Below are 17,384 nucleotides of genomic sequence, written 5' to 3'. Positions count from 1 at the left end.
TCTCCTGCAAGCCCCGGCTTGAACGGCGGCAACGTTCCCGCAAGGGGCAGCGGGAGCCGGGGTTTTTCGACACGGAAAGCGGCGGTGGACCGTGTCGAATTCTTTTGAACTTTTGAAAGGTCAGAGCAGCGACAGCTGCACGCCCCCTCCATCCGGGCGGACAAACAGATCGTCGCGCAGCGACATGCCGCGCCGGGCGAGACCCAGTCGCTTGGTTGCCATCTCGAAACGGCGGCCGATCTGCCAGGCATAGGGACCGGCGCCCTTCATGCGTTTGGTGAAGTCGGCATCGTAATCCTTGCCGCCGCGCATCGAGCGTACCAGGTTCATCACATGCCGGTAGCGGTCAGGGTAGTTCTGCAAGAGCCAGTCGCGAAACAACGGGCTCACTTCCAGCGGCAGACGCAACAGCACATAGCTTGCCTCGCGCGCGCCGCTCGCATGGCCCGCCTCGAGCACCCGTTCGATCTCGTGGTCGTTGAGCGCCGGAATGACCGGCGACATCATCACCGCTGTCGGAATCCCGGCTTCGGTCAGTGCCTTGATCGTTTCCAGCCGCCGCGACGGCGTGGCGGCACGCGGCTCCATGGAACGGGCCAGCTTGCGGTCGAGCGTCGTCACCGAAATTCCCACCTTGGCCAGCCCCTTGGTGGCCATGTCCGCAAGAATGTCGATGTCACGGGTGATCAGCGATCCTTTTGTGACGATCAGGACTGGGTGTCCTGCTTTCTGCAGCACTTCGAGAAGCTGACGCATGATGCGCCATTCCTTCTCGATCGGCTGGTAGGGGTCGGTATTGGTGCCGATGGCGATCGGCCGCACCTTGTAATCCGGACGGCTGAGCTCACGCTCCAGGAGGCGCGGCGCATCAGGCTTGGCAAACAGTTTTGCCTCGAAATCCAGCCCCGCCGACAGGCCCATATAGCTGTGGGTGGGGCGGGCAAAGCAGTAGATGCAGCCATGCTCGCAGCCGCGATAAGGGTTGATCGAACGGTCGAAGCCGATATCGGGTGAGTCATTGCGGGTGATCGCCGTGCGTGGCTTTTCGATCTGAACCTCGGTGCGGAACGGTTCCAGCTCTTCCAGCGACTGCCAGCCATCGTCGAAGGTTTCGCGGCGCTGTTCCTCGAAACGGCCGCTCGGGTTGATGCCCGCACCACGTCCGCGCCGGCGGTCTATCTCGATCCGAAGACCGGAAGCGCTCACCAGTGCGTTGGCAATATCTGCCGTATGGCCAGGTGCCAGCGCACCCTGCCTCAAGTCTGACAGCTCGTTCATCGGAATCTCCCGCAGCCGGCGAGGCGCCTCTGCAATGACAAAATTCCTATCCCACCAATGAGAACATTGCAAGAACAAAATTGCGAGAAACCGCGAGTGGCCTTTCATGCTGCAATGCGCTAACTGTCACAAATGCTGACTGTCCTTATGGAATGCCGTGATCAGGAAACCGAACTGGCACAGACACTGTCTGTGCTGGTGGCAGGTGCCGTGGAAGGGCTTGTGAGCGATGTCGTGGTGCTCGACCACGGTTCGCATGATGCCTCCGCGCGGGTGGCTGATGCCGCCGGTTGCCGGTTCCATACCCATTGGGATATCAAGGACATCGTTCGTTCCGTGCGAGGCGAATGGCTGTTGTTGATGCAAGCCGGTGCGCGTCCGCAGATCGGCTGGATCGACGAGCTTGGCGAGCATCTGGCCATGAACAGGCAGCCGGCAAAATTTTCGCCGTCACGCAATCATCGCCCTTCGCTTTTCAAGCGGCTCAGCCGTCGTGTGCCGCCGCTCGAATACGGTTTTGTCCTGCCGAAGAAACAGGCGATCGCGCTGGCCAAATCCGGCATGGCGTTGGAACAGCTGGCCCTGCACCAGAAGCCGTTCACGCTGATCAGCGAAATGGTGCCCGCCTGGGCGGCACGGGGATAGGCTCAGGCTTTTCCTGTGCCACGCTTCAGATGTTCGTCCAGCCGCGGCAATATCTCGATGAAATTGCAGGGCATGTGGCGATAGTCCAGCTGCGGTTTCAGGATGCCGTCCCAGGCATCCTTGCAGGCACCGGGAGAGCCGGGCAGCACAAAGATATAGGTGGCATTGGCGACGCCGCCGGTGGCGCGCGACTGGATGGTCGAGGTGCCGATCTTGTCGTAGGAAATCCGGTGAAACACTTCCGAAAAGCCGTCCATGCGCTTTTCGAACAGCGGCTCGATGGCCTCAGGTGTGACGTCGCGGCCGGTAAAGCCAGTGCCGCCGGTGGTGATGACGACGTCGATCGCGTCATCCTGCGTCCACGCCTTCACCTGCGCGGCGATCTGTTTCTTGTCGTCGGGCACGATGGCGCGGCCCTTGAGGACGTGGCCGGCCTCAGTGATGCGGGCAACCAGCGTGTCGCCGGAGCGGTCGTCTGCCAGCGTCCGCGTGTCGGACACGGTCAACACGGCAATGCCGACGGGAATGAAGGGGCGGCTTTCGTCGATCCGGTTCATGGGGTTTCTCCCTGCATGGCGTGTGGCGGTAGATGTGTAGCTGTGGCGAGGTCAGGCAGACATGGTACTGGTGGCGCAGAAATACCAGTCCGGCCGTTGGCGGCGCAGCTTTGCCGCCGCATCCTTTGCCTTTTCGATGGTCTCGAAAATGCCGAAACAGGTGGCGCCCGAGCCGGACATGCGTGACAGTAGCGCACCCTCGGCATCGAGCATGGCGCGCAGCGTGGCGATCTCCGGCACCAGCATTGTTGCCGCGGGTTCCATATCGTTGCGCAGGGCGGACAAACAGTCGATCCAGCCCCCGAGGTCTGACAAAGCAGGTAGCGCGCCGACAGGCGGGTTGTCGCGCCGTTCCAGCGCCTTGAAGATGGCGGGCGTCGAAACTCCGATCAGCGGGTTGCCAAGAACCAGCGCCATGGCCGGCATCTGCGGCAGGGGCGTGATGTCCTCGCCGATGCCACGTGCGGCAAGCGGCGTGCCGACAAAACACATGGGCACGTCGGCACCCAGAGACAGCAGAAGCGCCTTGCCCTCCTGCGGCTCCAGATCTGCCTTCCAGACGCGCAACAGTCCGTGCAGCGCGGCGGCTGCATCGGCAGAACCGCCACCGATGCCGGACGCGACGGGAAGGTTTTTTTCGAGATGGATAGCAACCGGGCCGGTGATGATACCGGCAGCAGCGAGGCGCTGACGCAGCCCGTCCCGCGCCTTTAGCACCAGATTATCGGTGGGCGCGCCCAGCGCTGCGGAAAAAGGGCCGGAAACGGAAAAGCTGTTTTCCTGCGCTTCAGCAATCTCCAGCCGGTCGCCGGTTTCGCAAAAGGTCACCAGACTGTCGAGCAGGTGATAACCATCGGCACGCCGGCCGGTGACATGCAGCGCGAGATTGATCTTGGCTCGCGCCACTTCGCTCGCCTGCGTCACCGGGGGCATTTCGGTCATGCTTTGCCTGCCGCGTCAGTTGCCGGCAGGTGCCGACGAAGGGTTAATGGCAGGGTCAGTGGCAGGGGCGGTAACACCCGGCAGGTCGAGAACCTGACCCGGAAAGATCCGGTTCGGGTTGCGGCGCAGACGCGGGTTTGCCTTGATCAGCTCGATGAACAGGTCGCCGTCGCCAAGTGCCTCATGCGCGATCTTCCACAGCGTGTCGCCGGGATTGACCGTGTAATTGGTCGGCTTGACCGCGCCATCGGCCGGAGGGGTGACAAGTGCGGTTTCCGTCGGTGGTGTGGCGGCCGGCGCCGTCTCTGAAGGCTTTTCCGCAGCGGCTGCCGCCTTTGCCTTCATCGCCGCCAGCTCTGCCGCGTCGAGCTCCGGCAGGCCGTTTTCGATCTTCGCCTTGATCTTTGGAATTTCCGCTTCTTCCGGCTCCAGCGTCAGCGCGCGCTTCCACTGGTAATTGGCTTCCAGCTTGCGGTCCACGCGCCAGTAGGCATCACCCAGGTGGTCGATGATGGCGGCGTCGCCTGCACGCAGCTGCGCGGCGCGCTCCAGTTCCGTCACGGCCTCGTCGAACTGGCCAAGCCGATAATGCGCCCAACCGAGCGAATCGACGATGTAACCGTCATCCGGCCGTGCATCCACGGCCTTGCGGATCATTGCCATGCCCTCATCGAGATTGCGGTTCATGTCGACGAAGGAATAACCGAGATAGTTGAGAACCTGCGGCTGTTCCGGGTTCAGCTCCAGCGACTTGCGGAAGGCAGGCTCGGCCTTGTCCCACTGTTTCAGGCGCTCATAGGCGATGCCCTGCTGGAAAAAGATCGTCCAGTCGGCTGGCCGGGCAATCGGGCCGATCACCTCGGCAGCCTTGTCGTAATTCTCCGCCATCGCCTTGTAGTCCTTGGCGTCGGAAAGAACCGCGCCATAGGCAAGATAGCTGCGCAGGTCCGTCGGGTCGGAGGTGATCAGGTTTTTCAGGTGCTCGCGGGCCTTGTCCACTTCACCGGTCTGCGCAAGCGTCAGGCCCAGCTGCAGTTCGGAAATGCGGCGCATCGGCGAATCCGCCGGCACCTTTTCATAAAGAGCGATCGCCTGTTTAGGCTGTTCCAGCTTTTCCGCAATACCGCCGAGCATGATCAGCGTGTCGGCGCTTTTCGGATCCAGCGCATGCGACATGTGCAGGTAGAGCGACACCATTTCTTCCGCGCCCTGGCGGTTCAGTGCACCGCCGACGGAAAACAGCACGGATGCAGCACCCTCGGTTGCGGTGGTCACCTGCTGGTCGGGTTTGTCGCCGGCCTCGATGCTCTGGCGCAAGGCCTTGAGCGGCGCGTAATTGCTGATCAGCCGGTCGCCGACCGCGATCGTGTCCAACGCCTTCTGCTTGTTGCCCTGCGATGCTTCAAGACGTGCGAGTGCCATGATCGCGCGCATGAACGTGTCGGGCGTGGTGGCGACGCCATCGTCATTGGTGATCGCCGCCGTCAGGCTGGAACGTGCCGCGCTGATGTCGCCGGCAACCAGCGCCATGGCGCCGAGATGGTAATCGGTAAACACCTTGAACCAGGCCGGGCCCTTGATGCCGCGCACCAGCGCCTGTGCTTCCTTGCCCTTGCCGGCACCGACACGCGCCCATGCTGCCAAAAGCGTGTGGGTGATGCGGTCGAGATCGTTGGTGCCCTTGTAGGTCAGAAGCTTTTCAGCTTCAGAAAATTTCTTGTTGCGGATATCGTCCAGCCCGCGAACGATGATGGTAATGCGCTCCACCGCCTCATCGGCCTTCAGGTCCTGCGCGATCGGAAGCGCCCCATCGAAATCACCGCTCATCAGCAGCGACAGCATCAGCCGCTCGCGGATTTCCGTATTGGCCGGCTCCAGTTCCAGAGCCTTGCGATACAGCGTGATGGCGTTGGGATAATCGTGATCCACATCGGCCGTGCGTGCGGCCAGGAATGCGCCGGAGAAGGTGTTGACCTTTCCGGCATTGAAGGTCTGGGCCTCTTCTGTCGCCGGCTTTTCATTGCCGGCGGCGGCAAGCGCCTGACCACCCAGCATGAGGGCTGCGGCGAAAGCCGCGCCGGAAAGCAGACGAAGGGCGAATTGCTGCCGCATAAAAGTGCCTCTCATGAAAAGCGCAGGGCGACAGAATGGCCGCCGAAGGTATCAGTGCCGATGATTCACGACAGAATGGCTTTTTTGAAGCAGGTCCGCAAGAATATCGCGGGACCTGCCTTGTCCGTTCAATCTGCCGACAGGTGTCAGTTTACCCGGTCGATACAGAAATCGATGACCTCGAGAAGCGCTGATTTGTAAGCGGAATCGGGCAACGGGGCGAGTGCGTCGCTGGCAATCGTGCCATAGTGCTTCGCTCTCGCAATCGTGTCCTTGAGACCGTTATATTTGGTGATCAGGGCCAGCGCCTTTTCGAGATTTTCCTCGGTGCTTTCGCCGTTCTCGATCGCCTGACGCCAGAAGGCGCGTTCCTCGGTCGTGCCGCGACGGTAGGAGAGGATGACCGGAAGGGTGATCTTGCCCTCGCGGAAATCGTCGCCGACATTCTTGCCGAGATCGGCAGCCTTGCCGCCGTAATCCAGCGCATCGTCGACCAGTTGGAAGGCAAGGCCGAGGTTCATGCCGTAGGAACGCAGCGCGCTGCGGGTCGCCTTGTCGGTGGCGGCAATGATCGGACCCACTTCGGCGGCCGCGGCAAACAGCGCCGCCGTCTTGGCGCGGATGACAGACAGATAGTCGTCCTCGGTGGTTTCCATGTTCTTGGCGACGGAAAGCTGCAGCACTTCGCCTTCGGCAATCACCGATGCGGCGGTGGCGAGCACATCGAGCGCTTCCATGGAGCCGACTTCGACCATCATCTTGAAGGCCTGGCCGAGCAGAAAATCGCCGACGAGAACGCTTGCCTGATTGCCCCAGATGGTGCGGGCTGTGGATTTGCCACGACGCAGGTCGCTTTCGTCGACCACGTCGTCATGCAAAAGCGTGGCAGTATGCATGAACTCGACCGAGGTCGCGAGCTTGATATGGCCTTCGCCTTCGTAACCGAACATGGCGGCGGAAGCGAGGGTGAGCATCGGCCGCAGACGCTTGCCGCCTGATGAAATCAGGTGGTTGGCAACCTCCGGGATCATCTGTACGTCGGAGCCGGCCTTCGACAGGATCAACTGGTTGACACGCTCCATGTCACCCTTTGTCAGATCGACGAGGGGCTTGACCGAAGCCTGTTTGTTCTTGCTCTCTTCGAGCGGAATGACGACGCCCAAGAATGCGTACTCCTGTTCAAATTTTGCCGGGGACCATAGAAAGGGCAGGGTGAACCGGCAAGGGGCAAAAGGCTCCGTACCGGTGATTTTGAGGGAATTGTGATGAAAGAACTGATCCGCACCAACGATGTCGTGCTTCTGTCCTTCGCGGAAAGCCTGATGAAGGACGCCGATATTCCCTGCATGATCGCCGATCAGTCGATGAGCGTGCTGGAAGGTTCGCTCGGATTGCTGCCGAAACGCCTGCTGGTGGCCGAGGATCTGGCTGATGAAGCGCGCCGGCTGCTGATCGATGCCGGGCTGGAAGCCGAATTGCGGGACGAAAAGCGGTGAGCAGCGACAAGCCGACCCTGAGGCCAGAAACCCTCGACGCCTTTCATCGCGGCAATTTCCATGTGCTGCAGCCGAAAGGCGAAGGGCATCGCTCCGGTGCCGATGCCATGCTGCTGGCCTCGCTGGTGGCACAGGAGGGGCCGATCACGGTTGCCGATCTTGGTGCCGGTGCAGGTGCTGCCGGCATGGCGGTCGCCTCGCGCCTGGCCGGTGCTCAGGTTACGCTGGTGGAGCGCTCGCCTCTGATGGCCGACTATGCGCGCCGCAGCGTGGCGCTTGCTGAAAACGCGCATCTTGCGGATCGGGTATCGGTGATGGAGGCGGATGTAACGCTGACGGGACGCGCGCGCGTCGCGGCGGGATTGCCCGATCACAGTTTCGACCACGTCATCATGAACCCACCCTTCAACAATGCCGATGACCGCACCACGCCCGACAGGCTGAAGGCGGAAGCCCATGCGATGACGGACGGCCTGTTCGAGGCGTGGCTGCGCACGGCAGGCGCCATCACGGTGTCCGGCGGGCAGTTGTCGCTGATCGCACGGCCGGAATCGGTTTCCGAGATCATCGCCGCCTGCGGCAAACGGTTTGGCGGCATCGAGATGACGCTTATTCATCCGCGCCCGGATGCCGATGCCACCCGCATTCTCGTCACCGCCATCAAGGGCTCGAAAGCGCGTCTCATTTTCCGTGCCCCGCTTTTCCTGCATGGCGAGGATGGTCATGCCTTCCTCGAACGAGCGGACAGCCTCAACAATGGCCGCACCGCTTACGCGCGTCGAACAAGCCGACAGGCACGTGTGACGGTAATTTGACATCCATATGGAACGCAGTGATTGCGCTGGCCGTTCAAATCCCTACATGAACAGCTGTTCGATTTGGAAGGATGACACATGGCCGGATTTCTGACACGCCTGCTGCCGAAACGCCTGCGCAAGAAGGGCGTGTCGATCCCCGTCGTGCGGCTGCACGGCACGATCATGGCAGGTGGCAGCCAGTTCCGGCCGGCTCTCAACATCGCAACCGTCGCGCCACTTCTGGAAAAGGCGTTCTCCAAGAAGGATGCGCCGGTTGTCGCCATCTCCATCAATTCGCCCGGCGGCTCGCCGGTGCAGTCGCGCCAGATCTTTCAGCGCATTCGCTCGCTTGCCGAAGAAAAGGACAAGCGCGTCCTGATGTTCGTCGAGGATGTCGCGGCATCGGGCGGCTACATGATCGCGCTGGCCGGTGACGAGATTTTTGTCGATCCGACCTCGATCGTCGGTTCGATCGGTGTCGTGTCCGGCGGTTTCGGTTTCCCGGAATTGCTCAAGAAGATCGGCGTCGAACGCCGCGTTTATACGGCCGGTGAAAACAAGGTCATTCTCGACCCCTTCCAGCCGGAAAAGGAAGGCGATATTGAATACCTGAAGACGCTGCAGCTGGAGATCCACAAGGTCTTCATCGAGATGGTGAAGATGCGCCGCGGCGAAAGGCTGGCCGATGAAGAGACGATTTTTTCAGGTCTGTTCTGGACCGGCCTGCGCGGCGTCGATCTCGGTCTTGTTGACGGCATCGGCGAGATGCGCGAAACGCTGAAACGTCGTTACGGCCCCGAGGCCAAACTGGAACTGATCGGCGGCGGGCGCAACCTGTTTGGTCGCCGCGTGCCGGGCGTGGTGTCGCAAGCCGGCGCGACGGAGTTGGCGGCGGGTGCCGCGTCAGGACTGGCGGCGACGCTGGAAGACAAGGCGATGTGGAGCCGTTACGGGCTCTGATAAACAGGGACGTCTGAGGGGACAATGGCGCAAATCATATTCCTGGCTATCCTCGTGGTGGGCGGCTGGATGATCTACAAGAAATTCGTCGGCGACGCGGAAAAGCTGACCGCGCGCTCGAAAAAGGCCGAACGCGAACGCCAGACCGGCGCCATGGGCACGCTGGAAAAGGACCCGGTGACGGGGGAATACCGGGTGAAGCGCGAAGAGGACGAATGAGGTTAGCAGCGGTCCTTGACGCGGGAGGACCAGTCGGAGCCAGCGTAGCTGAAACAGGTGGTGCGTACGGTGGCAGTGTCGTCATCCACGAGAAAACGGATCACCGCCTTTTCAGCCGCCACGAGGGTTCGCAGACGGGGCCTCGTTTCATAGCGAGGGGTGCTGACTTTCGGGTAATCCGCTAGCCGATAAACCGCTGCTTCGATCTCCGAAATCTTTCGGTCCGCAACAACGTCCCCCGCATAAGCGCGATAAATGCATGAATGTCGTCGAGTTCGATAACGGCTGCATCATGATATTCCAGCCGATACTGCGCCATCACTTCGCCTGCTGTCTGTCCGCGATCCGGGCTCTGACGCGGTCGAACAGATTATCCTCCTCCATGGAGATCCATTTGTCTCTGGGCCCATCCAGTCGCCGATTGATCTCATTGGCCATCGCCGTCACCGCATCATGATGCTCCTGCGTCATGCCGTCACCTGATCGCATCAACTCGTCGAGCCCTGCCTCGACGACCTTTTCCACGGATGGAAACTGTCCGTCTTCGACCTGCTGTTCGGCATAACGCATATAGCGATCCGAAAGGGTGATGGTGTTCTTGACGTTCATGGCGGTGGCTCCAGGATATGCGCAGAATATCCTGTGCAGCCGGGTTTTGACAACGTTCTTTCGCCACCACGCCACCGGTGATATAGATGCCGGTATCCAGTTTGGAGACATCCGATGCGCGTAACCCGATGGAATGATGCGCTTGCCGTTCAAATCCCTGCTGACGTTGCCAGGTCGCTCGATTTGAAGGAGGGCGACGAGGTGACAGTTGCGGTCGCCAATGAACCTTCGCAGGAGGCCGGGCGATTAAATGCGAAAAAACAGGCGCTTGAGCGTATCAAGGCGTTGAAGCTGGAACTGCCTAACAATTGGAAGTTTGATCGCGAAGAGGCAAATGCCCGCTGATGCCGGCGATTGCGAACTTCCTTGATACCAATGTTCTGGTTTATTCCACGACGAGCGAAACCAAGGCCGTCGTGGCTCAAAAGCTGATGAGCGAACCATTCGTCATCAGCGCTCAGGCTCTCAATGAATTTGCGAATGTTGGACGGCGCAAGCTTAGCTTGTCCTGGGAGCGGATAACTCAAATTGTCAGCGATCTGACGGAGGCTGCCGAGGTAGTAGTTTCCGTTGAACCAGGCATGACCAAGACGGCTCTGAGACTGGTTCAGCATTACAATCTCGCATTCTACGATGCCGTCATGATTTCGGCTGCGCTTAAGGCGAAATGTACGATTTATTATTCCGAAGACCTCCAGCACGGTCTCATCATCGACACCACATTGACCATCCAAAACCCCTTCCGCGAACCCAGCCCCTCATAAAACCTTGACCCCCGCCGCCTTGCATGGCACTCGTCCGCATCCTCAATCAACCGATGCCGATATGCCCATGACCGATCTGCCCGAACACATGGACCCCAAGCGCTCTTTCCAGGCGCTCATCCTGACGCTCCATAATTATTGGGCAGACAAGGGTTGCGCCGTTCTGCAGCCTTACGACATGGAAGTCGGCGCCGGCACGTTTCACCCTGCAACCACTTTGCGCGCCCTCGGCCCCAAGCCGTGGAAGGCCGCTTACGTGCAGCCGTCGCGCCGCCCGTCGGATGGTCGTTATGGTGAAAACCCCAACCGTCTGCAGCATTATTACCAGTATCAGGTCATCCTGAAACCGAACCCGTCCAACCTGCAAGAGCTTTATCTCGGCTCGCTCAAGGCGATCGGCCTCGATCCGCTTCTGCACGATGTGCGTTTTGTCGAGGACGATTGGGAAAGCCCAACTTTGGGCGCCTGGGGTCTCGGCTGGGAATGCTGGTGCGATGGCATGGAAGTCTCGCAGTTCACTTACTTCCAGCAGGTCTGCGGCATCGAATGTTCGCCGGTTGCCGGTGAGCTGACCTATGGTCTGGAGCGTCTTGCCATGTATGTGCAGGGCGTCGACAATGTCTACGACCTCAACTTCAACGGTCGCGAAGGCGAAGAGAAGATTTCCTACGGCGACGTCTTTTTGCAGGCCGAGCAGGAATATTCCCGCCACAATTTTGAATTCGCCAATACCGAAATGCTGCATCGCCATTTTATCGATGCGGAAAAGGAATGCCTGGCGCTTCTGGCCTTCGGTGCGCCGGTCGAAAATTCCAACCAGATGCTGCACAAATGCGTCTTCCCGGCCTATGATCAGTGCATCAAGGCATCCCACGTCTTCAACTTGCTTGATGCGCGTGGCGTGATTTCTGTCACCGAACGCCAGAGCTATATTCTGCGCGTCCGCACGCTGGCCAAGGCGTGTGGCGAGGCGTTTCTGTTGACGGATGCCGGTGGTGCGAACCTGGGTGAAAAGGCGGCCTGAGGCTATCATTGACCTGCCGGCAAGGGGTCAAATCTCTCGGTCGTCATCCTCGGGTTTGATCCGAGGATCTGCAACAGACTGATATTGTTGAGGTGGTTAGATCCTCGGCACAAGGCCGAGGATGACGGAGCCATCGAGTGGGAGCTTTGTCAGGCAGATGCGAGCGTCCAGACTATCTTGCCCATTCCTACCAAGTCTTTCCGCTATCCACTCTTCAATAAAGCGCAGATTGCGTTAGATATATCCTCGTAAACAGGGGACTATCCGCATGCTCTATATCATTCTCGGCATCATCGTCGTCGCCGCACTTTACGTCGTCATGATATATAACGGCCTCGTCAAATCCCGGCAGATGGCCGAGGAGGCATGGTCGGGCATCGATGTGCAGCTGAAGCGCCGCGCCGATCTCATTCCCAATCTCATCGAAACCGTCAAAGGTTATGCCGCCCACGAAAAGGGTACGTTCGAGGAAGTCGTGCGGCTTCGCAATCAGGCGCAGGCGGTGCCGGCGGGTGATGTGGAGGGCAGGGCTGTGGCCGAGGGCATGCTCTCCCAGGCGCTCGGAAAACTGTTCGCGCTGGCCGAAGCCTATCCCGACCTCAAGGCCAACCAGAATTTTCTGGAGTTGCAGACCTCGCTGGAAACGCTGGAAAGTGAAATCCAGATGTCGCGGCGGTATTACAACGGCGCGGCGCGTGACCTCAACGTCAAGGTCGAGAGTTTTCCGTCCAACATCGTGGCCGGCCAGTTCGGGTTCGCCAAAAAGCCGTTCTTCGAGATCACCAACGAAGCCGATCGCGCCGTCCCAAGCGTCAAGTTCTGATCGCTTCCGCCTCCGGTGCTTCCCCTTTGCGCAGCGACGGTCTATGACGCTGCCACACGATATTCTGGCCTGAAAACCCGGACGGCCTTTTGTGCCGCCGGGTGAGGAATGCAAAGACAATGCCCAAGGAAAAGCTGACCATCGTTCCCCATCCGGCGCCGCTTTCCGGCCGCGCCGTGCCGCCCGGCTCGAAGTCGATTACAAATCGCGCCCTGCTTCTGGCCGGTCTCGCCAAGGGCACCAGCCGGCTGACCGGCGCGTTGAAAAGCGATGACACGCGTTATATGGCCGAAGCCCTGCGCGCCATGGGCGTTGTGGTAGAGGAACCGGATGCGACCACCTTCGTGGTCACCGGCAATGGCGAACTCAAAGCCCCCGCCAACCCGCTCTTCCTCGGCAATGCCGGCACCGCGACCCGTTTCCTCACCGCAGCGCTCGCGCTCGGCCATGGCCGTTACGTGGTCGATGGCGACGAGCATATGCGCAAGCGGCCGATCAAGCCGCTGGTCGATGCACTGAAATCGCTGGGCGTGGCGATCGAAGCCCCGACCGGCTGCCCGCCGGTCACCATCGATGCCAATGGCACATTCGCCAGCAACAAGGTCGTCATCGATGCCGGCCTGTCGAGCCAATATGTCTCGGCCCTGCAAATGGCCGCCGCCTGTGGTTCCGAACCCTTCACCATCGAGCTTGCCGGTGCCGATATCGGTGCCCGCGGTTATATCGATCTGACGCTGGCGGCCATGCGCGCCTTTGGGGCAAAGGTCTCGCAGCCGACGCCATCTTGCTGGGTGATCGAGCCGACCGGTTACACCGCCACCGATTTCGTCGTCGAGCCGGATGCCTCCGCCGCCACCTATCTCTGGGCCGCCGAAGTGCTGACCGACGGCAAGATCGATCTCGGCGTCGCCAATGAAGAGTTCACCCAGCCGGACGCCAAGGCTTTTGACGTCATCCGCCAGTTCCCCAACCTGCCGGCCGAAATCGATGGTTCGCAGATGCAGGATGCGGTGCCGACGATCGCCGTGTTGGCTGCCTTCAATGAAACGCCGGTGCGTTTTGTCGGCATCGCCAACCTGCGCGTCAAGGAATGCGACCGTATCCGTGCCGTCTCGACGGGCTTGAACAGTATCCGCGAAGGTCTCGCCACCGAAGAGGGTGACGATCTCATCGTTGCCTCCGATCCGGCGCTGGCAGGGCAAACACTGCCGGCATCCATCGACACGTTTGCCGATCATCGCATCGCCATGAGCTTTGCGCTGGCCGGTCTGAAGATCGGCGGCATCACCATTCTCGATCCAGATTGCGTGGGCAAAACCTTCCCGGAATATTGGGATGTGCTGTCCTCGCTCGGCGTTTCCATCGAGGAATAAATCTGCACGTTGAGACGTTGCAAACGGAGAAGAGTTTTGATGCGGCGGATTTCCGGTTTTTGTCTTGCTCTCCTCCTCCTGCTGGCTCTGCCGCTTGCCGCGTTGGCGCGTGAGGAAATTCTCTCCTACCACTCGGATATCGTGGTGGAGCCGGATGGCGCCTTCACCGTCACGGAAACCATCCGGGTCAATGCCGAGGGCGTCAATATCCGCCGCGGCATCTTTCGCGATTTTCCGCTGCGCGCCCGCACCCAGTCCGACCGGCTGATCACCGCCGGTTTCGAGCTCCTGTCGGTGGCGCGTGATGGCCGGCCGGAAGCCTCGCATACGCAAAACATTTCCGGCGGCATCCGCATCTATGCCGGCAATGAAAATACCCGGCTGTCGCCGGGCGCTCATACCTACACGTTCCGTTATCGCACCGACCGCTGGATCCTGCGTTACGACGATCAGGACGAGGTATATTGGAACGTCAACGGCACCGGCTGGCAGTTCCCGATCCGAAAAGTCTCGGCCATGGTGCGTCTGCCCGGCGCGACCGCGCCCATCGCCACCGATTATTTCACCGGCGGCTATGGCGCAGAAGGCAAGGATGCCCGCGTCCGCATCGATGGCAACACCGCGTTTTTCGAAACGACGCGTCCTTTTGCTCCCGGTGAAAACCTGACGGTGCTCGTGGGCATGCCCAAGGGTGTCATTCCCGAACCGACGGCCATGGAAGCCTTCTGGTTGTTCGTGTCCGATAATGCCGGTTGGTTTGTCGGTGGTCTGGGTGTTGCCATTGTCGGCTTTTATTACTGGTGGGCATGGAACAAGGTCGGCCGCGATCCGCAAAAGGGCGTGGTCGTGCCGCGCTGGGATGCACCCGAAAACCTGTCGCCGGCTCTGGTCAATTATATCGAGAACAAGGGTTTTTTCGGTGCCGGCTGGACCGCCTTTTCCGCGACGCTTCTGCATCTTGCGGTCGGCGGCTACGTCGAACTCGATGATTTTTCGAGCGATATTGTGGTGCGACGCACGCAAAAGCCGGCACCGGCCGATCTGCCCTCCGGCCAGAAGGCCATCCTTGCCGCCGTCGGCCAGTCCGGCGAACAGCTGACCATCAACAAGGACACGGGTCCCGAAATCGAGCGCCTGGGTGTGCGTTTCCGCAGCGCCATCGAGAAGGAACATCGCGGCAAATATTACCTGACCAATATGGGCCATGTACTGGCCGGCATCGCGCTCAGCGTGGTGGTTCTGGTGCCGCTTTTCATGTTCGGCGGTTTTTCGGTAGAGACATTTGTGACGGTCGGAATACCGCTGCTGTTTGGCTCCATTGTCGCTTATGTCTTTGTCGCCGCCATGGGCAAGGGTTTGCGGCGCGGGGCATCGCTGCCCCAGCGCATTCTGTCCATCCTCGTTCTTGCCGTCGTCAGTTTCAGCATTCTGGTCACCATTCTCGGGTCCGGTGTTTTGCACCTGCTTGGAGAACTGTTGCACGGCGGCGATATCGGCGGGCCGGTGGCGATTGCCGCCATCGCATTGATCAACCTCGTGTTCTTTTTCCTGATGGGCGCGCCGACGCCGCTCGGACAGAAGCTGACCGACGGCATCGAAGGTTTGCGCCTTTACCTGACGGTCGCCGAAAAGGACCGCATGAACATGGCCGGCGCCCCCACCATGTCGCCGCAGCATTTCGAAAAACTGTTGCCCTATGCCGTGGCGCTGGGCGTCGAAAAACCGTGGTCCCAAGCCTTCGAGCGCTGGCTGGCAACGGCCGCTGCCGGTGCCGCCGCGGGGGCCGCCTTCTCCTATAGTCCCGGCTGGTATCACGGCGGTTCGATGGGCGATTTTTCCGGCCGCGTCAGCGACTTTTCCGCCTCCATGGCGTCCACCATTTCCTCCACCATTCCTGCGCCCAAGACCAGTTCCGGCGGTAGTGGCGGTTTTTCGGGCGGCGGCGGTTTTTCCGGTGGCGGGGGTGGTGGCGGCGGAGGCGGCGGTTGGTAATGCGCGCTTTCGCGCTTCACGGCGCTGTCATAACCTCAATCTAGGGTGGGCCTTCACCAAGGAGGGTGGACATCATGCGGGTTGAAAAAGACGGTATCAGTATCCGGCCGATCGCCGGTTCCCATACGGTGCTTTTCGGCTTCGATGCCACGGATAAGGCACGCAAGGGTCTGCTCGGTTTCGCTCTGGCGCGGCGGGATGGCAAGACCGGCGATCTCAAATGGATGCGCGGTTTCAAGTTCTTCGAGGAAACCAATCCCGACCCCAAACCCGGTGAACGTCGCTCCACCCGCGAGCACCCCATCCAGGATTTTCAATGGGGTGATTATTCCGCCGAACCGGCCACGACCTATGACTATGTGATCCAGGCGGTTTACGGCAAACCTTCGGCCCTGACATACGGCCCGGAAATCCCATTGACGGTGAAGACCGCCAATGACCGCAACGATGTGCACGGCGTCTATTTCAACCGTGGCGCCATTCCCAGCCAGTCCTTCGCCGATCGTTTCGGCAATGTCGGCCCGACGGCAGACGAGCAGAACGATCCGCAAAACGAAAAGGTCAAATGGCTGTCGCGCGGTCTTCTGGAAGCCGTGCTTGCGTATATCGCGCAGGCCGATGGCAAGCGGTTCGAACTGCATGTCGCGGCCTACGAGTTCTTTTATCCGCCCATTCTGGAAGCCCTGAAGGTCGCGGCCGGCAGCGGTGCGACGGTGCGTATCTGTTACGATGCCGGAGACCGCAAGCGTGATGGCACGGTGACGCTCGACGAGACCAGCACCGCCAATGTCGCGGCCATCGAAGCCGCCGGGCTTGCAAAGGTGAAGAACCTGACGCTGCACACACGCAGCAACTTTTCCAAAATCCCGCACAACAAGTTCATCGTGCTGCTGGAAGATGGCAACCCGCGACAGGTGCTGACCGGCTCGACCAATTTTACGCCCTCGGGTTTTCTCGGCCAGAGCAATGTCGCTCATATCGTTCGCGATCCGGCCCTGGCCTCGACCTATGACACCTATTGGCAGAAGCTGGCCATCGATCCGCAGACCACCGAGTTCAAGACGTTCAACGCCAAAACCTTTCCCGATCCGGCAGGCGAATTGACGCCGGATGCCATCAAGGCGGTGTTTTCGCCACGCAAGGAAGGGCTGCTGGAATGGGTGGCGGAGCGCATGGGGGCTGCCACATCTTCCGTCATGTTCACCGCCGCCTTCGGTGTGGCCGACCAGCTTGTGCAGAAGTTTGCCGAGGACAGGGATTTCATCCGTTTCATCCTGATGGAGCGCCCCTCGGCCAATGCGCAAACGCAGGCCATGCTGGAACTGGACCGCGACACCCGCATCGCGCTCGGCGCAAAACTCAACAGCGAAACCATCAAGCTGAAACTCAACGGTTACGCGCTCGACCAGTGGTTTCGCGAGGAAGAGCATTTTCGCGCCAAGGGTAATATTTTCTACATCCACACCAAGATCATGCTGATCGATGCGCTCTCCGACGATCCGCAAATCTTTTGCGGTTCGGCCAATTTTTCCAATCCGTCCGTCACCGGCAATGACGAGAACATGATGCTGATGCGCGGGCCGGGCATTCGCGCGGTCTCGGATATCTACGTCAACGAATATATGCGGCTGTTCAACCACCTCTATTTCCGCACGGTGGCCCTGAAGCTTGCCCGCGAAAAACGCGGCGATCCGCGCAAGGCCGCCATTCTGGAACCGTCCGACAAGTGGGTTGCCTCCTATTTCCGCGCCGGCAGCTATCACGAGCGCATGCGCTCGCTGTTCCGATAATCA

At 60.3% G+C, this 17,384-nt stretch carries 17 protein-coding genes and 1 pseudogene; 12 read left to right on the top strand and 6 right to left on the bottom strand.

Annotated features, from left to right (window positions below):
• Positions 1-120: 120 nt before the first annotated feature.
• Positions 121-1,278, bottom strand: coding sequence for a PA0069 family radical SAM protein (locus GAO09_RS16680; RefSeq protein WP_153355135.1), 1,158 nt, complete (start codon positions 1,276-1,278; stop codon positions 121-123).
• 132 nt (positions 1,279-1,410) lie between these two features.
• On the opposite strand from GAO09_RS16680, the gene GAO09_RS16675 reads away from it, so the two are divergent.
• Positions 1,411-1,923 (top strand): glycosyltransferase family protein, encoded by a 513-nt coding sequence (locus tag GAO09_RS16675; protein ID WP_153355134.1) that lies wholly within the window; start codon positions 1,411-1,413, stop codon positions 1,921-1,923.
• A 2-nt stretch (positions 1,924-1,925) separates the two neighbouring features.
• Here the strand turns inward: GAO09_RS16675 and moaB are convergent, their stop codons facing one another.
• The 4 genes and pseudogenes from moaB to GAO09_RS16655 form a co-directional block, all read right to left on the bottom strand.
• A complete protein-coding gene (moaB, locus tag GAO09_RS16670; protein WP_153355133.1) occupies positions 1,926-2,480 on the bottom strand; it encodes a molybdenum cofactor biosynthesis protein B in 555 nt (184 codons plus the stop codon).
• Positions 2,481-2,531: 51 nt separating this feature from the next.
• Complete coding sequence (locus tag GAO09_RS16665; RefSeq protein WP_153355132.1) at positions 2,532-3,422, bottom strand: 4-(cytidine 5'-diphospho)-2-C-methyl-D-erythritol kinase; 891 nt, start codon at positions 3,420-3,422, stop codon at positions 2,532-2,534.
• A gap of 273 nt (positions 3,423-3,695) precedes the next feature.
• Positions 3,696-5,534 (bottom strand): annotated as a pseudogene (locus GAO09_RS16660) (tetratricopeptide repeat protein); the annotation flags it as partial.
• A gap of 146 nt (positions 5,535-5,680) precedes the next feature.
• The gene (locus GAO09_RS16655; RefSeq protein ID WP_153355130.1) at positions 5,681-6,697 is read right to left on the bottom strand and encodes a polyprenyl synthetase family protein; all 1,017 of its coding nucleotides are present in this window, start codon (positions 6,695-6,697) and stop codon (positions 5,681-5,683) included.
• Positions 6,698-6,799: 102 nt separating this feature from the next.
• Between GAO09_RS16655 and GAO09_RS16650 the strand changes: the two genes are divergently transcribed.
• The 4 genes from GAO09_RS16650 (at position 6,800) to GAO09_RS16635 (ending at position 9,006) form a co-directional block, all read left to right on the top strand.
• Complete coding sequence (locus GAO09_RS16650) at positions 6,800-7,030, top strand: putative signal transducing protein (RefSeq protein ID WP_153355129.1); 231 nt, start codon at positions 6,800-6,802, stop codon at positions 7,028-7,030.
• A complete protein-coding gene (locus GAO09_RS16645) occupies positions 7,027-7,845 on the top strand; it encodes a tRNA1(Val) (adenine(37)-N6)-methyltransferase (protein WP_324185425.1) in 819 nt (272 codons plus the stop codon). Before GAO09_RS16650 ends, GAO09_RS16645 begins: the two co-directional genes overlap by 4 nt.
• A 78-nt stretch (positions 7,846-7,923) precedes the next feature.
• A complete protein-coding gene (locus tag GAO09_RS16640; protein WP_153355128.1) occupies positions 7,924-8,787 on the top strand; it encodes a S49 family peptidase in 864 nt (287 codons plus the stop codon).
• A 24-nt stretch (positions 8,788-8,811) separates the two neighbouring features.
• The gene (locus GAO09_RS16635) at positions 8,812-9,006 is read left to right on the top strand and encodes a hypothetical protein (protein ID WP_153355127.1); all 195 of its coding nucleotides are present in this window, start codon (positions 8,812-8,814) and stop codon (positions 9,004-9,006) included.
• Between the two features lie 318 nt (positions 9,007-9,324).
• Here the strand turns inward: GAO09_RS16635 and GAO09_RS16630 are convergent, their stop codons facing one another.
• The gene (locus tag GAO09_RS16630) at positions 9,325-9,615 is read right to left on the bottom strand and encodes a hypothetical protein (RefSeq protein WP_153355126.1); all 291 of its coding nucleotides are present in this window, start codon (positions 9,613-9,615) and stop codon (positions 9,325-9,327) included.
• A gap of 114 nt (positions 9,616-9,729) precedes the next feature.
• On the opposite strand from GAO09_RS16630, the gene GAO09_RS16625 reads away from it, so the two are divergent.
• The 7 genes from GAO09_RS16625 (at position 9,730) to GAO09_RS16595 (ending at position 17,381) form a co-directional block, all read left to right on the top strand.
• Positions 9,730-9,960, top strand: coding sequence for an AbrB/MazE/SpoVT family DNA-binding domain-containing protein (locus GAO09_RS16625; RefSeq protein ID WP_153355125.1), 231 nt, complete (start codon positions 9,730-9,732; stop codon positions 9,958-9,960).
• Entirely contained in the window at positions 9,960-10,379 is a 420-nt protein-coding gene (locus tag GAO09_RS16620; protein ID WP_153355124.1) for a PIN domain-containing protein, read from the top strand. Before GAO09_RS16625 ends, GAO09_RS16620 begins: the two co-directional genes overlap by 1 nt.
• A 67-nt stretch (positions 10,380-10,446) precedes the next feature.
• A complete protein-coding gene (locus tag GAO09_RS16615) occupies positions 10,447-11,403 on the top strand; it encodes a glycine--tRNA ligase subunit alpha (RefSeq protein ID WP_153355123.1) in 957 nt (318 codons plus the stop codon).
• A gap of 268 nt (positions 11,404-11,671) precedes the next feature.
• The gene (locus tag GAO09_RS16610) at positions 11,672-12,226 is read left to right on the top strand and encodes a LemA family protein (RefSeq protein WP_153355122.1); all 555 of its coding nucleotides are present in this window, start codon (positions 11,672-11,674) and stop codon (positions 12,224-12,226) included.
• A gap of 119 nt (positions 12,227-12,345) precedes the next feature.
• Positions 12,346-13,599 carry a 3-phosphoshikimate 1-carboxyvinyltransferase gene (locus GAO09_RS16605; RefSeq protein WP_153355121.1) on the top strand — a complete coding sequence of 418 codons (1,254 nt, stop codon included), beginning with the start codon at positions 12,346-12,348 and terminating at the stop codon, positions 13,597-13,599.
• A 39-nt stretch (positions 13,600-13,638) separates the two neighbouring features.
• Positions 13,639-15,591: a DUF2207 domain-containing protein gene (locus tag GAO09_RS16600; RefSeq protein ID WP_153355120.1), complete on the top strand. Its 1,953-nt coding sequence runs from the start codon at positions 13,639-13,641 to the stop codon at positions 15,589-15,591.
• Between the two features lie 74 nt (positions 15,592-15,665).
• Positions 15,666-17,381: a phospholipase D-like domain-containing protein gene (locus GAO09_RS16595; RefSeq protein WP_153355119.1), complete on the top strand. Its 1,716-nt coding sequence runs from the start codon at positions 15,666-15,668 to the stop codon at positions 17,379-17,381.
• Positions 17,382-17,384: the final 3 nt, after the last annotated feature.

This window comes from Endobacterium cereale, from assembly GCF_009617585.1.
Lineage (GTDB): Bacteria > Pseudomonadota > Alphaproteobacteria > Rhizobiales > Rhizobiaceae > Neorhizobium > Neorhizobium cereale.
This window is presented reverse-complemented; position numbering and strand designations above follow the sequence as displayed.